Below are 18,100 nucleotides of genomic sequence, written 5' to 3' on the forward strand. Positions count from 1 at the left end.
GGGGTACCCGCTCCGCGGGTACCCCAGCGCTGACGCGCTGGGCAGAGAAACGACTCCGCTAGCGCTCCGTCAAATTCCCGCGCAAGCGCGGGAATTGAATTCCGCAAGCGGAATTCTGAAAGCGAATTAATTCGCGCAAGCGCGAATTGCAGAACCCCCGCTTCGCGGGGGTTCAAAGCTGGCTACGAGGGGAGGTGCATCGCGCCCGGGTCCGTGTAAAGCCTGGAATCCTGGACCATACCCCTACCGTGGACCGAGCCCCGGACCGATGCCGGCACCACCGAAGAGAACGGGCTCCGCTGCGCTCCACCCGAACCACCACCCCCCGAGCCAAGCCACGAAGGCACCCCACAGCGTACACCACAACACCCCGTTACCAGACTCGAGCTGACCAACCATCACACTCGCAGTGCCGACATGCTCAACACGGATGCACCATTATGATGCAGTGTGTAGAGTCTGGTACTGCACCGCACCACCACCCTGCGTTCCGCTTCGCTCCGGTTCCTCTCACCTTCACTGCGTGCCGCATTCCATGAAAAGGAGAGCACGGGGAATGTCCATCAAGCTGCGTGACCATCAAATTGAGGCCGTGGATGCCATTGTGCGCGGCCTCGATATCCCGCCCGGCGGGATCCCCGCGGATGGTTTGCGCGGGCAGGTCCATGCCGCGTGCGGGACGGGGAAGACCATCATGGCCGCCGCGGCTGCGCGCCGGCTCGTGCCGCATGGGCGTGTACTGGTGTTGGTGCCGACGCTGGATCTGCTCACGCAGACGGTGAGGGCGTGGCACGCCGCCGGGCACACGGGGTCGGCGGTGGCGGTGTGTTCCCTTGAGGATGATCCGGAGCTGTGGAATCTGCGGGTGCGGTGCACCACGAACCCCATGCGGCTGGCGCTGTGGCACGGCCAGGGGCCGGTGACGATCTATGCGACGTACGCCAGCCTCGGTGTGCTCGCTGAGGCCTTTGAGGGGGCGTACGGGCAGCAGCTTGCGCCGTTGGACCTGGCCGTGGTCGATGAGGCGCACCGGACAAGTGGATCTTTGGGGAAGGCGTGGGCGGACATCCACGAGCAGAGCATCATCCCGGCGGCACGTCGGCTGTACATGACCGCGACGCCGCGGATCTGGCAGGAGCGGCCGCCGGCATGGAAGGAGCGGGAAGGGCTGCGGGATCGGCTGCCAGCGGAGATGGCAGCGTCCATGGATGACGAGCGGCTGTTCGGGCCGGTCCTGTACAAGCTCTCCCTCGCCTCCGCAGTGTCCCGCGGCCTGCTCGCCCGGTACCAGATCATCGTGGTCGAGCTGCGGGACCAGGAGATCACCCCCGAGCGGCTCTACGGCCCTGAGCGGCGCGAGGAGGAGGTGCGCGGACAGCGGCTCGGCGCACTGCACGCGGCCCTTCTGCGCACCATGGCCGAGCACGACCTGCAGACCACGATCACCTTCCACCACCGGACGATAGAGGCGCAGGCGTTTGCGGAGGGCCTGCAGCAGGTGGCGGCGAAGCTGCACGCCGACCAGCCCGAGAAATACCCGGCCAAGGTGTGGGCGAATTGGCTGTGCGGGGAGCACGCTCCTGAACGTCGGCAGGAGGTCCTCGCGGGCTTTGCGACGACGGCGCGGCGCGCGGTGCTCTCCAACTGCCGCATCCTGGGCGAAGGCGTCGACATTCGCGCGGTGGACTCGGTGGCGCTCCTGGACCCCAAGGGTGCGCCGCACGACATCGTGCAGGCGATCGGCCGGGCGCTGCGGCAGAAGCCGGGCGAGGGGAAGCTGGCGTCGCTGATCGTGCCGGTTTTCCTCAAGCCGGGTGAGCAGCCGGAGGACATGTTCACCTCCGGGAGTTACAAGCCGTTGATCAAGGTTCTTCAGGGGCTGCGGGCTCACGATGAGGAAGCCGTGGAACTGCTTGCCATTCCGCAGGAGCCGCAGAAGAACGTTGTGGAACCTTCGCGGAATATCGGTGCCGAGCCGGAGGAGGGGGAGGAGGAATCGCGGCTGCTGCTGCGGTTTGCTGCTCCGCGGGATCCGGTGATGGTCGCGGAATGGGTGTCCTTCAATGTCATCGACACCGAGCGGCAGGACTGGGGGCGCGGATATGCGGCCGCGCGCCGGTACCGCGAGCGGGAGGCGCACCTGCGGGTGCCGTACGACCACCGTGAGGGCGCGTACCCGCTGGGGCAGTGGATCGCCGAGCAGCGCCGGGCGTATGGGGCCGGGCAGATGCCGGGCAAGCGCGCCGAGCGGCTGGAGGGCCTGGGCATGGTCTGGGACGCCGCCGATGCGGCGTTCGAGGAGAATCTCGCCGCCGCGCGGGCGTATTTCGAGCAGCACCGCACGCTCGCTGCCCCCCGGCCGGCCACCGCCCTGGACAAGCCGGTGGGGCAATGGCTGTCCAACCTGCGCCGGCCCGGCGCGCTGGACGGGCACCCCGAGCGGGCGGAGGCATTGGCGGCGATCGACCCGGACTGGAACCCGGACTGGCCGATCGACTGGCAGCGGCACTACGCCGCGGTGCGGGCGTGCCTGACCGGCGGGGCCGCGGTCGCCGATCTGCTGCCCGGGGTCACGGTCGACGGAGCCGACATCGGGCGGTGGCTGGCCCGGCAGCGCGAACACACCGCCTGGACCAAGCTGTCGGCCGGGCAGCGCGAGCGCCTGGAGCAGCTCGGCATCGAACCGCTCCCCGCCCCCAAGACAGCCGCCAAGGGCCTCAGCGGCGGTTCTGGGGCATTCGAGCGGGGCGTAGCGGCCCTGCGACAGTACAAGGCCCGAACCGGCTCCGTGAGCCCCATCAGCCGCTCCCATGTTGAGGTTTTGGAGGAAGGCTGGGACGGCGCCGGCGGGGCGACCGCCGAGATCCGGCTCGGCGTATTTATCTCCAACACCAAATCGAGGCTCGCCAAGCTCACCGACGACCAGCTCGCCCAGCTCGCCGAGCTCGGGCTGGACTGGGCGTAGGCGAAGCCGAGAACCGTGACACATGTGTCACGGTTCTCGGACCACGGGGGGAAGCGCAGCAGTGGCCGGGCAGAGGATGCTGCCCGGCCACTGCTGTCTCTGTGGTCAGTTGGGCGGCCGCCAACGCGCGATGAAGTCTGTCAGTTGGCGGCGTTGCCGTCGTTCGTCATCGAGGACGGCCGCGAGCGCCTGGCGGTCGAGGTACGGGTCGATGGCTTCGAGGACCAGGCGCTGGAGTTCGTTCAGATCCAGGGCTTCGACTTCCCACTGGACGGGTCGGTCGACGTCGAAGCCGTGCTCGCGGGCGAAGCCGGGCCAGCGCGGATCGTTTTTCTTGCCTTCCGCTGCCGGCAGCCCGTACGCGAGGACCTGCTCGCCGGTCAGCGCGATCCGCTCCACGCGTGCCCAGAGCATCCGGTGCGCTGCACCCAGTCCCGTTCGTTGTCGGCCCCGGAGCAGTCGAAGTCGCCGGCGTTTCTCCGGGGCATCGCGAGTGTGCGGCTGGAGTTTCCGCAGTTCAGAAGCTGTCTGCAGGACTCTAGCTCATGCAACACGTGTGGCGCATGAGTCCTAGCGCGTCCCCGCCCCTGGGGCCCAGCGAAGTCGCTAAGAACGGTCCGGCCGATCACGCATTGCGTGTCGGCCGGACCGATGGACGTGGTTCTCCGGAGTCAGATCGGCTCAGTGGTGACGTATTTGACTTCGAGCGTCTCGTCGACCTGGCCGGTTTCACCTGCAGCCAGATCCGCCGCGGACCCGGAAGTAGGACACGCGTCGGTGACGTGAAACTTCTTCACCGCGTTGTTCTGTGCGTTCACGTACACCAGCACGAGGTCTTGGGCACTCTCTTCGATCTTGGTCGGATCGCGGGAGTCCAGGATCCACTGGGTGAACGCGTCGCTCTTGTCCATGCCACGCGTGAGAGTCATGGTCCCGAAGAACGCTGGCGCCCCCTCGACCAGGTCGGGCACCGGCTTCCCGTCCGGCGAGGTCTGCGACAGCTCGACGTACTCCTCTTCGATCGTCGCGCCGGAAACGCTCTTCAGCGTCTCCACCCGGCGCCCATCCAGCTCGACCTGCCACTGATGCTTGACGGCCTTGTCTTCCACGCGCGCTCCATCTCGCTCTAGGTAGCCCGATAGCACTGCGATTATGACTTGTCACGATCGGTAATGCTGGCAATCTTCTCGGCGCATCCCCCCGTCCGGTGTCCTGCCGTGTAGTGGCCGGGCGCCGGGTACCCGGTCAGTCGGCGTGACGATTCAGCTGGGCCATCAGTTCGCGGTTGGCGCCTCGGGCGGCGGCAAGCTCGTCGCCCTGCTCGCGTGCGGTGCGCTGGAGTTCGCGGGCGCGCTGCTGCTCAGTAGTGCGTTGGGTCATGGACGGGTCCTCTCGGCACCGGGTCCTCGCCCCCACACGGCAACCCCGGCTCGATGGATCCTCAAGGTGCTCGTCAAACTGTCCGTTGATCCCGGAAGACCTTCCACCAGTGTTCCGGGCAGTGTGGGTGTCCGGGTGCGGTGTGGGCGTCGGCGAAGCCCAGGGCGTCAGCCCTGCGGGCAGGATACCGGCTCGGCCGTCGGCTCTCCCCTTCGTCAGCGAAGGCGGTGGCGTTGTCCTCGTACGGGTCGTTCGGCTCATGTGCGTGCCGGACGGCGTCGCGGACGAGGCGTAGTCGAAGGGCCATGCCAGTTCCGGCGCTCTCCCGCCTCACCTTTTTGGGGGCTCGATATCAGAAGGACAACACCGGGATGCCGGCGACGTCCGTCGTGACCCGCGCCGCCAGTTTGTCGCTGGTGCTCGCCCAAGGGCTCGTAGCCTGCGTCAGCCAGCGCTGTCCCGAGAATGCAGAAACTGGCAGGCGGGGGCAGATGCCGTGGCAGAACTGACGCTACGGACTGCTGGGGTGCTGGCCCTGCCGGCTGGCCGCTTGGAGAGACGGACGTGGGACAGATCGAGCAGGGACTGGGGCGCGCGTTGCGCACCCGACCCATTCCTTCGAGCACCGAGGCACGCCTGCGATTTTTGCTAGCAGCGCACCGGGGTTCAACCCGGAGGGTAGCCGCCGTGCTGGGGGTGTCGCAGCGCACTGTGCAGCGGTGGGTGACGAAGAAGCCCGGAGCGCGTCGTCCGCCGGGTCCGATGCAGGTCCGGGCGATCGAGGAAGCGGTCCTGGCTCGGTGGCAGCCCCGGATACGGGCCCGTCGGCGTGCTCAGGCCGAAGCTAACGGGTTCGTCTTCCACACGACACGATTCGGGTTCGCCGCGTCAGCGGGGTCTTCTGACGATCCGCGGGTGCGACGGATCACCCAGAACCTGCCGGGAGAGGTGGCCCGGGAGCTGTTCGCCGCTCGGGATGCCGGCGCGGGCGAGCAGCAGCAGACGGTGATACTCGCCCGTGCGCTGGGGCATGCCTACTTTCGCGAATGGGGCCGCCGGGCTCACGGTCTGCATATCTCTTTCAGCGACGTCGAGTTCGCCGACTTCTCGATCGTTTGAGTCTGCCCTGTCGAGCGAACGCGTCAGGGTGTTCAGCGTCGCGAGGGCCTGACGCGACTGGCCGGCATCGCTTTGTACCTCTCAGCTTCCTGCCGCTCGCGCCAGTCCCACTCCACACGGCCGACCGCGCCTTGGCGGCGGGCCGCGGGCGGCTGGGGCGGGCGCAGTCTGGCCGTCTCCGCAACACGCAGCAAGTGCCCACGGTCACCTGACGCGACGAGCAGTTCCTGGTCCTCGCCGGAGATGAGCCGGGTGAAGCAGGCTGCGGCCCGCAGAAAGATGCCCGCCCAGGGTGGTACGGGGTGGGCGGCGCAGCCGTCGGTGTAGCGGGCGCGGTCGTGCAGGGCGAGCGTGGCCGCGGCGTCGTCATAGTCGCGGGGGCGGGCGGTGGCGAGTTGCTGGAGGGAGGCGCCGGTGAAGAGCGCGGTGGCGACGGCCGCGGCTAAGCGAGGGTGTGCGGTCGCCGCGTGCAGCCGGTGGGCGATGCGCTGCGCGGTGGGCGCGGTGAGAGGCGCGGGCGGTGGGCGGTGCCGCCAGGCGATCGGCGGTGGCGTGCACGGGACGGCGCAGGGGCGGGGGCTGTCGTAGGAGACGAGGCGGTCCAGTGCGGGCAGGGTGAGCCACCGGCTGGCCGGCCAGGCGGGCTCGTCTGCGGCCGGGGATTCGGTGATAGGCGTGCCGTGGTAGTGGCGACGGGCAACCTCGAAGTCGGCGGTGAGGGAGTAGTCGGCCGTCCGCAGGGCCTGGTGCAGAGCGGCGGGAAGGTGCGGGCGGTGGCAGACCAGGGTCAGGTGGATACCGGTGAGGGCATGGAGCTGCAGGAGGCGCATCGCGCGACGGGCAGTGAGGCGGTGGGCGCGCAAGACGGTCAGCCGGGTCACGGGCAGGGCGGTCATCCAGGCGGCAGCGGCTTCCCAGGCGGGCTGACGGCCGGCAGGGAAGCGGCCCGGAAGCAGGGGCGGTTTCCCCAGAGCGGCGAGAAGGTCGTGGGCAAGGCCGGTCTCGCTGGTGGTGCCCGGGCCAGGGTGCAGGGTGATCCGGCCGGACGGTGGATGGTGGGCGGCCAGGGCGGTGTGCGTGTGCAGCGCGTCGTCGTGACGGTCGAAAACCACGGTGACGGGCGGCAGCGGCGGGGCGGGAGGCATGGGTAGTGGGGTGGTCAGGCGAGGCGGCTGAAGGCCCAGCGCAGCAGCTCTTGGTCGATGCGGGGGCGGCCGGTGCGGGCCAGGGCGGTGCGGGTGTGGGCGGTCAGCTGGGCCCAGGCGCGGAAGTTGCCGTGGGCGGCGTGGCTGTCGGCGAAGGTGATGTCGTCGGGGTCGGCGTCGGCCCAGACGGGGTGGAACAGGGGGATGACGTCGAGGACCTCGTCGGGGTTGAGGCGGGTGAAGTGCTGCCAGATGAAGATGCGGGAGGAGAGCATCGGTTCGCGGCGCAGCACGGTGTGGCAGCCCTCGCCGCCGACGAAGATGATGGCGAGCTGGGTGGAGGGTTCGTCCCATAGGTAGCGGAAGTATTCGAAGGCCTCTCCGTTGAGCCACTGGGCCTCGTCGACGAGGAAGGTGCGGGGGCGTTCGGCCAGGGCGGTCTTCAGCAGGCGGTCGAATTCGCTGGGGTGGCGCGGTGGTTCACCGGCCAGGTCGAGGGCGGTGAACAGTTCGTAGCGCACCGCGCGGGCGGTGGGCCGGGCCCGGAAGGTGATCTTGCGGACGTCCTCGCCGGGTTCGAGTGCGCGCAGGCAGGTGTTGACCGCGAGGGTCTTGCCGTGGCCGGCGCCGCCGTGGATGCACATCATGGCGCGTGCGGCGACGGTGTCGGTGATGTTGTCCCGGGCGGTGAGCAGGGCCCGGGTGGTGACGACGGCTGCGTCGGGCAGGTCGACGTACTGGTAGGTGGCCGCGGTCACGAGGGGTCTCCGTCTTCGTCGGTGGTGGGACGTGCGGCTCGCCCGTCCGGGCCGTCCGGGGCTGCGGGGGCGGAGTCACGGCCGGACGGGAGCGGGGCGGGGCGGCCTGGCGTGGTGAGCGCGGCCAGGGAAGCTGGGGTGCGCCAGTCGGCCGGGGGTGCGGCGGGCGGGATGACGTCCGGCAGCGCGAGCTGCGACAGGCCGGTGCCGGCACTATGGGCGAGTTCGGCGTCGGCCTGCGCACCGGTCAGCGCGCCGAGCCGCCGAGGGGGCTCGGCCCGGGTGGCGGCGGCGTAGCGCTCCCGCTGGCCAGCTTCGAGGTCCTTCTTCAGACGGCGGCTGCGGGCGGCCCGTGCCCGCCGTACGGCGCTGACCTGTTCCTCGGTGGCCTGATCGGCCAGATCCGCCGACCCCAGGTAGCGGCCGGTGGCCGCGTGGTAGACCTCGATCCGGTGATCGTGGTGAGGCATGAAACGGATACGGACCCGGATCCCGGCCTGACCGGTCATCCACGCACCCACATAGTCACGTCTACGGAAGCGGACTCCGCGAGTGGTCAGCGTGCGGGTACCGGCGTCCTCCAGGGTGAACGTCCACAGATCCGCGGCCGGCACGTCCCGCAGCGGGGTGGGATCGTCCTGCCACGCCTGAAGCGGGGTCCGGCCCCGCAGCGGTACGGGATGGTGCTCGGTGTTCCACCACCGTGTCCAGTCCAGCAGCCGGGCAGTGAAGTCCTCGAAGCTGAGCAGCACTTCGTCTTTCGGCCGGGAAGGGCGTTTGCCGGGGCGCGGCTGGCGGGCGTAGCCGGGCAGCGCGGCCAGCAGCATCGGCTCCACCGCCCGGTTCAGGCCCTCAACCGTGCCCTTGAGGTGCGGGGTGTAGGCGGGCAGGTCCTCCACCCTCACGTCCAGAATGTCGAACGCGGCGGTCACCGTCCGGGACAGGAAGTCCTTGCCGCGGTCCACCCGTACCTTTTCCGGCAGGCCGCCGAACGGGCCGTAAGGCTCCTCGCGCAGGACCGCGGAGCGCAACGCGGCCAGCACCGACTCCCGCGACGGATGCACCGGCGTGACCGCAACACCCGTGATCGCATTGGTGGCGCAGTCCGTGAACCAGGTGATCCACGGCCTGCGGGGCCTGCCGTCGACATCGACCAGCACCGGAACCTGCATGTGGTCGGTCTCCCATGCCTGGTTGCGCCAGCCCCGCGGCCGGGCCAGGAACACATCATGCTTGCGCGCCGCCCGCTCGCCACCCGCGAGCCCGGCCCGCTCCCCCGGCGTCAGATCCCGCTGGATCGCCCGGTGCAGCGTCGGGATCGACGGAGGCGGCTGCCCCTCGCCCCTGGCCGCACGAGCGGTCAGCTCACGATGTACCGCCGCGACGTTCCCCTTCCACAGCCCCAGCAGAGCCCGGACCTCATCAGTAACCGTGAACCGCCCGGGATACGCGGCCCGCTCCCCCGGTGCCCGGGCCGCAGCCTCGTCCCGCTCGGCGGCCGCCAGCCACCGCCACACCGCACGCTCCCGCACCCCCAGCACATCCGCCGCCGACCTCACCTGCCCAGTGGTGAGCTTTCCCTCCCGCCGCAGGGCCAGCAGACGGCGCACCGCCGGTCCCCGCAACGCCCGAACCGACACAGCCGGCAAAGCCCCACTCGAATCACCACCCGCCCCTTCCGGGGCCCGGTCCTGCTCTCCCTGATCCACACCTCCGAGCACACCAACACCCACCGGCCAGCGGATCAGAACTCACGAAACTGAGACAGCGTCATCCCTCATGCAATAACACCCCGAACAGCGACACCCCCACGGAAATCTCGCGTCCAGAACAGTGACCCCAACCCCCTGAACCACCACTGACCAGCAGCAACACACTCAGGCCCACTGTCACTCACCCACTGTCCCGAAACCGAGAGATCGCACTGACTGCGGCGCTCACGCCACTGAGTGTGTTGCTGAGGAATTCCCGGTCAGAATCGGGCAGCTCAGGGGACTGCTCGCGGTCGTTCACCTCGCTCAGCGCTCCAGCGACTCGATCGGTGAAATGCGGTGCGTCCAGATCGCTCTGGCGCAGAGCGGCGTGGTGCTGCATGAGTACGTCTGCGTAGTCGGCCGGCGCGATCTGTGATCTCACAGGCTCGTAGTAGGTCCAGAGCGAGATGACGAAGGCATCACGCACATGGACTCGGGGCTCGACCCGAGGCTCAAGCTCAGCCACCGGAGCGTCGACGTCGGCGAGGCGGCGAGCGACCTCTGCTTCGAACTCAGAAGCAGCCAGATGCTCCGAAGGTGCGACCCGAGCCAGAACACCGCACGGGACCAGGCGCAGCACGACGCGGTCCGAGTTATGAATGACGATCACATCGTCGACCTGGAAGCCCAGCTCCGAAGCGGTTGCCCGACCTGCCTCAACTGCGCGACGGAGTTCCAATGGCTCCATACCGTCCTCCCTCATTCCCAGGCCCGTGAAGGGCCCGGGTCGAGGGTAGTTGAGCGCATCATCGGTCATAACCGGGCTTCGTAAGGGCCAGGGATGGCGCCGAGACCGGGTTCAGCGCCTCGGCACTGGCATCCAGGGTCTGGGGATGCCGTTGGGTTGCGCCGTTGAACCGGTCGGCGGCTGAGACGGGTCGGGGCCGGGGCGATGCGACGGCAGGGTCAGCGAGCGGATGCGAGGGCTGAACCGCTCGCGGGGGGGGGCGACCACCAGCGCGCCGCCAGAACGACGACCGTGACGACGGCCGCGGTCGTGGCAAGAGGGGGGTGCGCGGTCACCATGTGTCCTTCCTCCAGGACGGCTCAACCGGCCGTCGACGTCCGTCCAGGTCGGGGTGGGGCGCACGTCGGCGGGTCGGTCAGCCGGGCCAGGTGCCGGTCGGCTGGCGGGTGGCAGTGGTGCCGCCGCGGTCGGTGGCGGCCTTGGCGCCGGCGGAGATCGCTCCCTGCGGGACGGCCGCCGACAGGGCCTCGCGCCAGGTGTGCTATTCGTCGGTGGCGTCAGGCACCGCCCCTCGCACGGTCCGTTTCGCCGAGCTCTGGTGCACCGGGCGTGAACGCATCGCCCGCGGCGGCCGGCGTGCCTTCGGCGCTGGCTGCTTCGGTCGGCGTGCTGGGCGGTGGGTGTCGAAGGGGTACGGGTCGTGGGAGGAAGGTGGTACTGCGATGACGGTCGGATGTGGCGTTCGGTCAGGCGCGGGCGAGTTGGGCGGCGCCGAAGGAGACGTCGAAGCGGTCGCACCAGATGCTGACGCTGGTGTACCGGGAGGGGTCGGCGTCCTCGGGCAGGGTGTAGTTCTGACTTCCCTTGTTGCCCTTGAGCTTGCCGAGGCTGAGGTACTTTCCGTCGTCAAAGACATGCCAGCCCGCCTTCCCCTCCTTCACCGGTGCGTCGGTCAGCCAGACACGCAGGTCCGGTCCGTTGCTGGTGTCGAGTTGCTCCAGCCGGAGCACGTGGGAGCCGTCGGCGAGCCGTAGGAGTTTCACCGTGCCCGTTGTCGTGTGTTCGTGGCTGATCAGCTCGCCGCTCGCCACTGTCACAGGTCCGGTCGGCACCGATGGGGAGGAGGACGTCCCGGGCTCCGCATCTGGGGTCCTGGAGGGCTCCACGACGCCGGGCAGGGCCTGCGTCACCGTGTCGTCCTGCCAGAGCTTCCACGGCTGGAACCAGTACAGCCCGCCGCCCACCCCTGCGACCACCGCCACCAGCATCCCGATGATCAACGGCCTCACCCATGCGCGCCTCATGCCCACCCTCTTCTCGTTCCACGAGTTTGCGTCGCCCCCATTCAACGGAAGAGACGGCCGTCTTGGCAGCGGCGGCCGATGACGAAATCCTTACGTCGCGGCGCCGATGTCCGCGTCCGGACTCGGGGACGGCCCGGCCGGCGGGTCGGCTGCCTCGTTCCCCTTACGGAGTCGTGACGGCCGGGCGCGGCCCCGGGGTGCGGGAGGTTCGCGGCCTTAGCGTGGGCCGTATGCGTGTACTGGTCACCGGCGGTGCCGGGTTCATCGGGTCCCATGTCGTTAAGGCGCTGGCGGAGCACGGGCACGAGCCTGTCGTGTTCGACGTGGCGGCGGACGTGGGCGCGGAGGTGCGGGATCGGGAGGCGGTTGCTGGCGCGTTGGCCGGTGTGGACGCCGTGTGTCATCAGGCGGCGATGGTCGGCCTCGGTGCGGGCTTCTCGGACGCGCCGGAGTACGTCTCCCGCAACGACCTGGGGACGGCGGTGCTGCTGGCCGCCATGGCGGAGGCGGGCGTGCGGCGGCTGGTGCTGGCGGGGTCGATGGTCGTGTACGGGGAGGGGCGGTACGCGTGCGGAAGGCACGGGGTGGTGCGGCCGGGGCCACGGGAGGTCGCCGATCTCGCGGCGGGCCGCTTCGAGCCGCTGTGCCCGGCGTGCGGCGCGGAGCTGTCGCCGGGGCTGGTGGGCGAGGACGCCCCGGTCGATCCGCGCAATGTGTATGCGACGACCAAGCTCGCTCAGGAGCATCTGGCGGCGGCGTGGGCACGGGCGACGGGCGGGGCGGCGGTGTCGCTGCGGTACCACAACGTGTACGGGCCGCGGATGCCCAAAGACACCCCGTACGCCGGGGTGGCCTCCTTCTTCCGTTCGGCGCTCGCGCGCGGGCAGGCCCCTCGGGTGTTCGAGGACGGCCGTCAGCGGCGGGATTTCGTGCACGTCCGGGATGTGGCGGCGGCCAACGTGGCGGCGTTGGAGGCGGGTTCGGCGGGGGGCGCGTTGCGCGCGTACAACACGGGCAGCGGTGAGCCGCACACGGTCGGACAGATGGCGCGGGCGCTGGCCGCCGCGTTCGGCGGGCCCGAGCCCCGGGTCACCGGGGAGTACCGGCTGGGGGACGTCCGGCACATCACGGCGGACTCCTCACGGCTGCGGGCCGAGCTGGGCTGGAAGCCGGAGGTCGCCTTCGCAGAGGGGATGCGGGAGTTCGCGCGGGCCCGGTTGCGCGGGGAGTGAGCCCGCACCATACGACGGTCACACCTGGACTGCGGGGAGGGTGACCTCGAAGCGGCAGCCGCCGGGGATGTTGCGTACGGTGGCACAGCCCTGGTGAGCTTCCACGATTCCCCGGACGATGGCCAGGCCCAGGCCTGCGCCGGCCGGGGGTGTGCGGGCGTGGGTGCCGCGCCAGCCGGTGTCGAAGACGCGTGGCAGGTCCTCCTCGGGGATGCCGCCGCAGCCGTCGGTGACGGACAGGACCACGCCGCCCGGGGACCGTTCGGCCGCCACGGCGACCGTGCCGTCGGCCGGCGTCCTGCGGATCGCGTTGACGAGCAGGTTGCCGAGGACCCGGCTCATCTCCTTGCCGTCCACCTCGACCGGCACGGGTTCGACGCGGTCGCCCACCAGCCGTACCCCGTGTTCGCGGGCGAGCGGGTCGGCGCCTGCCAGAGCGTCGCCGACCAGGTCGTACAGGGACATGCGGGAGGGCGTGAGGGCGAGGGCGCCCGCGTGGATGCGGGAGAGCTCGAACAGGTCGCCGACCATACCGTTGAGGCGTTCGACCTCGGTGCGGATCTGGCGGAGGTAGCGGTCGGGGTCGGCGGCCACCTTGTCCTCCAGTGCCTCGGCCATCGCGCGGAGGCCGGCGAGCGGGGTGCGCAGGTCGTGGGAGATCCAGGCGAGGAGTTCGCGGCGGGAAGATTCCAGCGCGCGTTCGCGTTCCCGTGATGCGGCGAGTTTCGCGCTCGTGGTGGCCAACTCGGCGCTGAGCGCGGTCAGTTCGGCGGTGGCCGGGCCGTCGGGCGCCGCGAAGTCGCCGCCGTCGCCGAGGGAACGGGCGGCGAGCTGGAGGGCGCGGCTGCGGGCGACGACCCAGCGGCCGAGCAGCAGCGCGGTGGCCAGCGAGACGACAGCGGCCATCGCGACGACCATGGTGATGACACTCAGGTCGTGCGGGGACAGGAACATCGCCCACGCCACGGCGAGGGTGCCCGCGAGCATCGCGGTCACCGCGACGGCGGCCACGACGGTCAGCGACGCGGTGAGCGAGCGGCGGCGCAGCAGCCACAGCGCGGCCGCGCCGAGCAGGCCGGCCGCGCCGGCGCCGAGGAAGGCGAACAGGGCTATCAGCAGGGTGTCGCGCACTGTCCGTCCTCCTTGCCGTCGGCATCGGTGGGAGTGGGGGTGGGGTCGAAGCGGTAGCCGACGCCCCACACCGTCTGGATCAGCTGCGGCCGGGCCGGGTCGTCCTCGACCTTGCCGCGCAGCCGGCGGATGTGGACGGTGATCGTGGACAGGTCGCCGAAGTCCCAGCCCCACACCTCACGCATCAGGTCCTCGCGGCTGCAGGCGCGGCCCGGGTGGCGCAGGAAGAAGGCCAGGAGGTCGAACTCGCGCAGGGTGAGGGAGAGTTCGGCACCGTTCCTGGTGGCGCGGCGGGCGGCCGGGTCGAGGGTGAGGTGGGCCGAACGCAGGGGGCTCGTACCCGCGCGGGGCCGTGCGCGGCGCAGGACGGACTCCACGCGCAGCACCAGTTCGCGGGGGCTGAACGGCTTGGTGACGTAGTCGTCGGCGCCGACCTCCAGTCCCAGGATGCGGTCGTCCTCATCACCGCGGGCGGTGAGCATGATGACCGGCACCGGCCCGTGTTGGCGCATCCGGCGGCAGACCTCCAGGCCGTCCATGCCCGGCAGCATCAGGTCCAGCACCACCAGGTCCGGCCAGTGCGCGGCGGCCCGGGCGAGCGCGCCCGGGCCGTCCCCGGCGCGGTCCACGGTGTATCCGGCCCGGTCGAGGTAGCCGGCGACGACCTCGGCGACCGTGGGGTCGTCGTCGACGACGAGGACCCGGGCCGCCCCGGCGCCACCGGCCGCCCTGGGTTCATCTGGCTGCTGTTCCATGCCGCCAGCCTCGCACCGCACCGCCGCTTGTGACGTCCCACCGGCGCGTACCGCCTCCGACGTCCGCGTTTCGTAAGGAGCCGGAGCCCGATATGCCCTTTTCGCGCTCGTAGGGTGAGAGCCGTGACGACCTCTCCCCCCTCGCCTGACGTCGATGTCGTGCTGCCCTGTCTCGACGAGGCCGGGGCACTGCCCTGGGTGCTGGCCCGTATCCCGCCCGGCTGGCGCGCCCTGGTCGTGGACAACGGCTCCACCGACGGCTCGGCCAACCTCGCCCGCGCACTGGGGGCGACCGTGGTCCACGAGCCGCGCCGGGGCTTCGGCGCCGCCTGCCACGCGGGCCTGATTGCCGCCACGGCCGACATCGTGTGCTTCTGCGACTGCGACGCCTCCCTTAACCCCTCGCTCCTTCTCCCCTTCGTCCGCGAAGTGGCCGACGGGCACGCCGACCTGGTGCTCGGCAGGCGCCGCCCGCAGGGCCGGGGCGCCTGGCCCGCACACGCCCGGGCCGGCAACCTGGCGCTCGCCCGGATGCTGCGCCGCCGCACCAAAGTGCGCCTGCACGACCTCGGCCCGCTGCGCGCCGCCCGCCGTGAGCCGCTCCTCACCCTCGCTCTCACCGACCGGCGCAGCGGCTATCCCCTGCAGATGGTCGTGCGCGCCGCCGACGCGGGCTGGCGGATCACCGAGCACGACGTGCCGTACCTGCCGCGCACCGGCGCCTCCAAGGTGACCGGCACCTGGCGGGGCACCTGGCAGGCGGTACGGGACATGAGCCGCGTGCTGAACGAACCGCCCGCCGCCACCGCCGCGGCACAAGGATCCCGCCGATGACCACGCTCCTGGTCATCGCCAAGGAGCCGCGCCCGGGCCGGGTCAAGACCCGGCTCAGCCCGCCCTTCACCCCCGCTCAGGCGGCGGCGCTCGCCGAGGCGGCCCTATTCGACACCCTGCACGCCGTCGCCGCGACGCCCGCACGCCGTCGCGTCCTGGTGCTGGCCGGAGAGCCCGGCCCCTGGCTGCCGCCCGGCTTCGACGTCGTACCGCAGTGCGCGGGCGGACTGGACGAACGGCTCGCCGCCGCCTTCGCCGGCTGCGACGGCCCGGCCCTGCTCATCGGCATGGACACCCCGCAGGTCACGCCGGACCTGCTGACCGTGGACTTCGCCGGATGCGACGCGTACTTCGGCCAGGCCGAGGACGGCGGCTTCTGGGCCCTGGGGCTGGCCGAGCCCAACCCCGCACTCCTGCGCGGGATCCCCATGTCAACGCCCGCCACCGGCGCCGTACAGCGCGGCCGGCTCGTCACCGCCGGCCTGCGGGTGCGCGATCTGCCGTTGCTGCGGGACGTGGATACGGCCGCCGACGCCAAGGCGGTCGCCGCGCAGGCACCGTACGGCGCCTTCGCCGCGGAACTGGCCCGGCTGACGGCGGCCGGCCGCCGATGAGCACCGCAAGGCAGTGGACCCAGGAACACCCCTGGTCCGCGGGCCCGTACGCCGACGCCCTGCGCACCGGCCGCGGGCCGCTCTTCCTGCGCCGCGGCGACGGCTGGCTGCTGCCCCTGCCAGGTGGAGCGGTGGTGCGCCCGCGCCGACACCGTGGACCAGGAGGTCCTGGGGCGGTGCGAGGGAGCCGTGCTGGACGTGGGATGCGGGCCGGGGCGGCTGGTCGCCGCACTCGCCGCACAGGCTCGCCCCGCCCTCAGCATCGACCGTCCTCGGCATCGACGTCAGCGAGGCCGCCGTCGCCCACACCGCAGGGCTCGGCGGGCAGGCGCTGCGGCGCTCGGTCTTCGCACCGCTGCCCGGCGAGGGCCGCTGGACCACCGCCCTGCTCCTGGACGGGAACCTCGGCATCGGCGGCGACCCACATGCCCTGCTCCGCCGGCTCGAGGAACTGCTCCGCCCGGGCGGTGGTGTTGCTCGCCGAGACGGTCCCGGCAGACGTGAACGAGCGCGTCGAGGTCCGCCTCGTGGGGCCGCCGAGCGCTGTGGTGCCGGCGACGCCCCGTTCCCCTGGGCCCGGCTCGGGACACCGGCGCTGCTGCGGTGCGCCCGCCCGCTGGGCCGGCGCGCCGCCGGTCAGTGGACGGCGGGCGGCCGGTCCTTCGTCGCCCTGCGCAGCCGCAGGGCCAGCAGCAGCGCCGAGCCGCCGAACAGCAGGGCCGTCATCAGCAGCCAGCGGGCGAGGAAACCGCCCAGCGACAGGCCGGTGGCCACCTCGTAGTGGTCCGCCACCTTCCCGCTGATCAGCGGGAACCACACCAGCAGGAGCAGCCCGGACAGGGCAGCGGGCACCCGCACGTACACGGCCCACGCACGGTGGCCGGCCGCGCCAAACGCCGCTGCGACCGCACGATCCGCGCTCGCGTACAACGGCAGCAGGACCAGATCGTGCACCACCGCCGCACCCACGAACCACAGCGCGACCCGGAACCAGTCATCCGCCAACAGCCTCACCCCCGCATACCCGGCCAGTGCCAACGAGCAGGCCAAAAGCAGCAGATGGAACGGGCTGCCCAGCGGTAGGCGAAACTTCCCCATCACAGGTCTCCGAACGTCATCCGGGCCACCCACTTGGTGTTGAGCACACCGGGCGCGGCGGGCACGATGATCCGCGCCGGGTAGCCGTGGTCGGGCGTCAGCGGCTCGCCGTTGACATCGAGCGCGAGCAAGGAACGGGCATCGCGCACCTGATTGGCACGCAGGGCAGAGTTGCGGAAGGCGCCGCGCCGCTGGAGGGACTCCACCAGGACATCGGGCGCGGCCCCCGCCTCGTACCCGACAAGAGCCGCAAGATCACGCAACCGTACGCCACGCCACCACTGGTCGGAGGTCGACCACCCCTCCACACACGCGATGGGCAACGCGGCGCTGTGCAGGGGCAGCCGGAGCAGCTCCCCCCGGCCGAGCCGGACAATTCCGCCTGGCCCGGCCACGGTCAGCCGCCACGCCTCCTCGTCCGTCTCCGCCGCGCCGATCCCCCGGGACGTGGCCGTCTTGTTGATCTGGAAGCCGCCGGGGCCGCTGCCCGGCTCGGCACCGCCGTGCGGGGCGAGGACGGCCGTGGCCCGCAGCGGCCCGTCCACGTTCTGCCCCGCCGTGGTGGCCAACAGCAGCAGCGAGCCGCCCCCGACCAGCCCCAGCGCCCCGCGCCGGGAAACGGTGGGCTCGGCCGGGGCCGGGGACACCAGCGACGGCTCGGCGGCGGACACCGGTGGCAAAACCGGCGCGGGAACCGCGTCCTGGCCGCCCTCCTCCCGCAGCCGACGCAGGTTGCGTACGGCCGCCGGCGCCCTCAGCACCACGTGCGCGACGAACGCGGCGAAGAACACCCAGGCGCCGTAGAAGTGCAGCGGGTAGAAGGAGCCGGGAAAGACGTAGTCGAGCTGGACGTTGAGCACACCGGTGACGAACTCCAAGAGGGCACCGCCGACCAGCAGGAGCAGCGAAAGACGCTCCAGCGCGTGGGCGAGCGACCGGGCCGGCGGCAACTGGAACAATCTCGGCACCACCGACCACAGCTTGGCCAGCAGGACGGGGATAAGGGTGATGCCGAGCGTGACGTGGACGCCCTGGCTCAGGCGGTACAGCCAGGGCGGGTCGGTCGGCCAGGCGAAGAGGTAGAAACCGAGGACGCCCTTGTCGGGGGTCTTGTCGTTGACCGGCGACAGCCCCGGGTTGTACGCCGCGTACGACAGCAGCCCCGTCACGAACAGCACCGTGATCCCGGCGAGCAGCACCACCCCGAGCACGGACGTGAACCAGGGACCGCGCAGCGGACTGCGCCACAACGCAAGGGAAGAAGGAGACCGTGCCATGCCCCGACGTTAGATCCACAACACCCTGTGAGAGAGCGTGCGACTC

16 protein-coding genes and 4 pseudogenes are annotated in these 18,100 nt (G+C 71.1%); 7 read left to right on the forward strand and 13 right to left on the reverse strand.

Features of this window, described 5'->3' with window-relative positions; all coding sequences use genetic code 11:
* Window positions 1–556: 556 nt before the first annotated feature.
* Complete coding sequence (locus tag AB0I82_RS00005; RefSeq protein ID WP_363256018.1) at window positions 557–2,965, forward strand: Helicase associated domain protein; 2,409 nt, start codon at window positions 557–559, stop codon at window positions 2,963–2,965.
* A 105-nt stretch (window positions 2,966–3,070) separates the two neighbouring features.
* On the opposite strand, the gene AB0I82_RS00010 is transcribed toward AB0I82_RS00005, so the two are convergent.
* The 3 genes from AB0I82_RS00010 to AB0I82_RS00020 form a co-directional block, all read right to left on the reverse strand.
* Complete coding sequence (locus AB0I82_RS00010; protein WP_363254706.1) at window positions 3,071–3,364, reverse strand: hypothetical protein; 294 nt, start codon at window positions 3,362–3,364, stop codon at window positions 3,071–3,073.
* Between the two features lie 272 nt (window positions 3,365–3,636).
* On the reverse strand, window positions 3,637–4,074 hold the full coding sequence (locus tag AB0I82_RS00015) for a phage tail protein (protein ID WP_363254707.1): 438 nt from the start codon (window positions 4,072–4,074) through the stop codon (window positions 3,637–3,639).
* 136 nt (window positions 4,075–4,210) lie between these two features.
* Entirely contained in the window at window positions 4,211–4,345 is a 135-nt protein-coding gene (locus AB0I82_RS00020) for a hypothetical protein (RefSeq protein WP_363254708.1), read from the reverse strand.
* Between the two features lie 465 nt (window positions 4,346–4,810).
* On the opposite strand from AB0I82_RS00020, the pseudogene AB0I82_RS00025 reads away from it, so the two are divergent.
* A pseudogene (locus AB0I82_RS00025) lies at window positions 4,811–5,059 on the forward strand (hypothetical protein); the annotation flags it as partial.
* 201 nt (window positions 5,060–5,260) lie between these two features.
* The gene (locus tag AB0I82_RS00030; RefSeq protein WP_363256105.1) at window positions 5,261–5,464 is read left to right on the forward strand and encodes a terminal protein Tpg-like protein; all 204 of its coding nucleotides are present in this window, start codon (window positions 5,261–5,263) and stop codon (window positions 5,462–5,464) included.
* A gap of 32 nt (window positions 5,465–5,496) precedes the next feature.
* On the opposite strand, the gene AB0I82_RS00035 is transcribed toward AB0I82_RS00030, so the two are convergent.
* From AB0I82_RS00035 to AB0I82_RS00060, 6 genes and pseudogenes are all read right to left on the reverse strand, one after another.
* On the reverse strand, window positions 5,497–6,609 hold the full coding sequence (locus tag AB0I82_RS00035) for a hypothetical protein (RefSeq protein ID WP_363254709.1): 1,113 nt from the start codon (window positions 6,607–6,609) through the stop codon (window positions 5,497–5,499).
* A 14-nt stretch (window positions 6,610–6,623) separates the two neighbouring features.
* Complete coding sequence (locus tag AB0I82_RS00040; RefSeq protein WP_363254710.1) at window positions 6,624–7,367, reverse strand: ATP-binding protein; 744 nt, start codon at window positions 7,365–7,367, stop codon at window positions 6,624–6,626.
* Window positions 7,364–8,977 carry a Mu transposase C-terminal domain-containing protein gene (locus tag AB0I82_RS00045; RefSeq protein WP_363254711.1) on the reverse strand — a complete coding sequence of 538 codons (1,614 nt, stop codon included), beginning with the start codon at window positions 8,975–8,977 and terminating at the stop codon, window positions 7,364–7,366. The genes AB0I82_RS00040 and AB0I82_RS00045 overlap by 4 nt, the downstream gene beginning before the upstream one ends.
* Window positions 8,978–9,287: 310 nt before the next feature.
* A pseudogene (locus AB0I82_RS00050) lies at window positions 9,288–9,809 on the reverse strand (aminoglycoside phosphotransferase family protein); the annotation flags it as partial.
* A gap of 415 nt (window positions 9,810–10,224) precedes the next feature.
* Window positions 10,225–10,371, reverse strand: a pseudogene (locus tag AB0I82_RS00055) (DUF4235 domain-containing protein); the annotation flags it as partial.
* Between the two features lie 184 nt (window positions 10,372–10,555).
* Complete coding sequence (locus tag AB0I82_RS00060) at window positions 10,556–11,113, reverse strand: DM13 domain-containing protein (RefSeq protein WP_363254712.1); 558 nt, start codon at window positions 11,111–11,113, stop codon at window positions 10,556–10,558.
* 230 nt (window positions 11,114–11,343) lie between these two features.
* Here AB0I82_RS00060 and AB0I82_RS00065 point away from each other — a divergent pair, with 230 nt between their 5' ends.
* Complete coding sequence (locus AB0I82_RS00065) at window positions 11,344–12,345, forward strand: NAD-dependent epimerase/dehydratase family protein (RefSeq protein ID WP_363254713.1); 1,002 nt, start codon at window positions 11,344–11,346, stop codon at window positions 12,343–12,345.
* A gap of 18 nt (window positions 12,346–12,363) precedes the next feature.
* Here AB0I82_RS00065 and AB0I82_RS00070 read toward each other — a convergent pair whose 3' ends face one another.
* Complete coding sequence (locus tag AB0I82_RS00070; RefSeq protein ID WP_363254714.1) at window positions 12,364–13,476, reverse strand: HAMP domain-containing sensor histidine kinase; 1,113 nt, start codon at window positions 13,474–13,476, stop codon at window positions 12,364–12,366.
* Window positions 13,458–14,231, reverse strand: coding sequence for a response regulator transcription factor (locus AB0I82_RS00075; protein WP_363254715.1), 774 nt, complete (start codon window positions 14,229–14,231; stop codon window positions 13,458–13,460). The genes AB0I82_RS00070 and AB0I82_RS00075 overlap by 19 nt, the downstream gene beginning before the upstream one ends.
* Window positions 14,232–14,345: 114 nt before the next feature.
* On the opposite strand from AB0I82_RS00075, the gene AB0I82_RS00080 reads away from it, so the two are divergent.
* From AB0I82_RS00080 to AB0I82_RS00090, 3 genes and pseudogenes are all read left to right on the forward strand, one after another.
* A complete protein-coding gene (locus tag AB0I82_RS00080; RefSeq protein ID WP_363254716.1) occupies window positions 14,346–15,065 on the forward strand; it encodes a glycosyltransferase family 2 protein in 720 nt (239 codons plus the stop codon).
* The gene (locus AB0I82_RS00085; RefSeq protein ID WP_363254717.1) at window positions 15,062–15,679 is read left to right on the forward strand and encodes a DUF2064 domain-containing protein; all 618 of its coding nucleotides are present in this window, start codon (window positions 15,062–15,064) and stop codon (window positions 15,677–15,679) included. The genes AB0I82_RS00080 and AB0I82_RS00085 overlap by 4 nt, the downstream gene beginning before the upstream one ends.
* Window positions 15,676–16,430 (forward strand): annotated as a pseudogene (locus AB0I82_RS00090) (class I SAM-dependent methyltransferase); the annotation flags it as partial. The gene AB0I82_RS00085 and the pseudogene AB0I82_RS00090, both read left to right, overlap by 4 nt.
* Here the strand turns inward: AB0I82_RS00090 and AB0I82_RS00095 are convergent.
* Together AB0I82_RS00095 and AB0I82_RS00100 are read right to left on the reverse strand one after the other, a co-directional pair.
* A complete protein-coding gene (locus AB0I82_RS00095) occupies window positions 16,316–16,777 on the reverse strand; it encodes a hypothetical protein (protein ID WP_363254718.1) in 462 nt (153 codons plus the stop codon). The pseudogene AB0I82_RS00090 and the gene AB0I82_RS00095 overlap by 115 nt on opposite strands.
* A complete protein-coding gene (locus tag AB0I82_RS00100) occupies window positions 16,777–18,054 on the reverse strand; it encodes a molybdopterin-dependent oxidoreductase (RefSeq protein ID WP_363254719.1) in 1,278 nt (425 codons plus the stop codon). The genes AB0I82_RS00095 and AB0I82_RS00100 overlap by 1 nt, the downstream gene beginning before the upstream one ends.
* Window positions 18,055–18,100 lie beyond the last annotated feature (46 nt).

Source organism: Streptomyces sp. NPDC050315 (genome assembly GCF_040655775.1).
GTDB lineage: Bacteria > Actinomycetota > Actinomycetes > Streptomycetales > Streptomycetaceae > Streptomyces.

Coding starts and splice junctions, on each gene's coding strand:
- AB0I82_RS00005 (WP_363256018.1), top strand. CDS start 557: ATGTCCATCAAGCTGCGTGACCATCAAATTGAGGCCGTGGATGCCATT.
- AB0I82_RS00020 (WP_363254708.1), bottom strand. CDS start 4,345: ATGACCCAACGCACTACTGAGCAGCAGCGCGCCCGCGAACTCCAGCGC.
- AB0I82_RS00035 (WP_363254709.1), bottom strand. CDS start 6,609: ATGCCTCCCGCCCCGCCGCTGCCGCCCGTCACCGTGGTTTTCGACCGT.
- AB0I82_RS00060 (WP_363254712.1), bottom strand. CDS start 11,113: ATGAGGCGCGCATGGGTGAGGCCGTTGATCATCGGGATGCTGGTGGCG.
- AB0I82_RS00065 (WP_363254713.1), top strand. CDS start 11,344: ATGCGTGTACTGGTCACCGGCGGTGCCGGGTTCATCGGGTCCCATGTC.
- AB0I82_RS00075 (WP_363254715.1), bottom strand. CDS start 14,231: ATGGAACAGCAGCCAGATGAACCCAGGGCGGCCGGTGGCGCCGGGGCG.
- AB0I82_RS00085 (WP_363254717.1), top strand. CDS start 15,062: ATGACCACGCTCCTGGTCATCGCCAAGGAGCCGCGCCCGGGCCGGGTC.
- AB0I82_RS00095 (WP_363254718.1), bottom strand. CDS start 16,777: ATGGGGAAGTTTCGCCTACCGCTGGGCAGCCCGTTCCATCTGCTGCTT.
- AB0I82_RS00100 (WP_363254719.1), bottom strand. CDS start 18,054: ATGGCACGGTCTCCTTCTTCCCTTGCGTTGTGGCGCAGTCCGCTGCGC.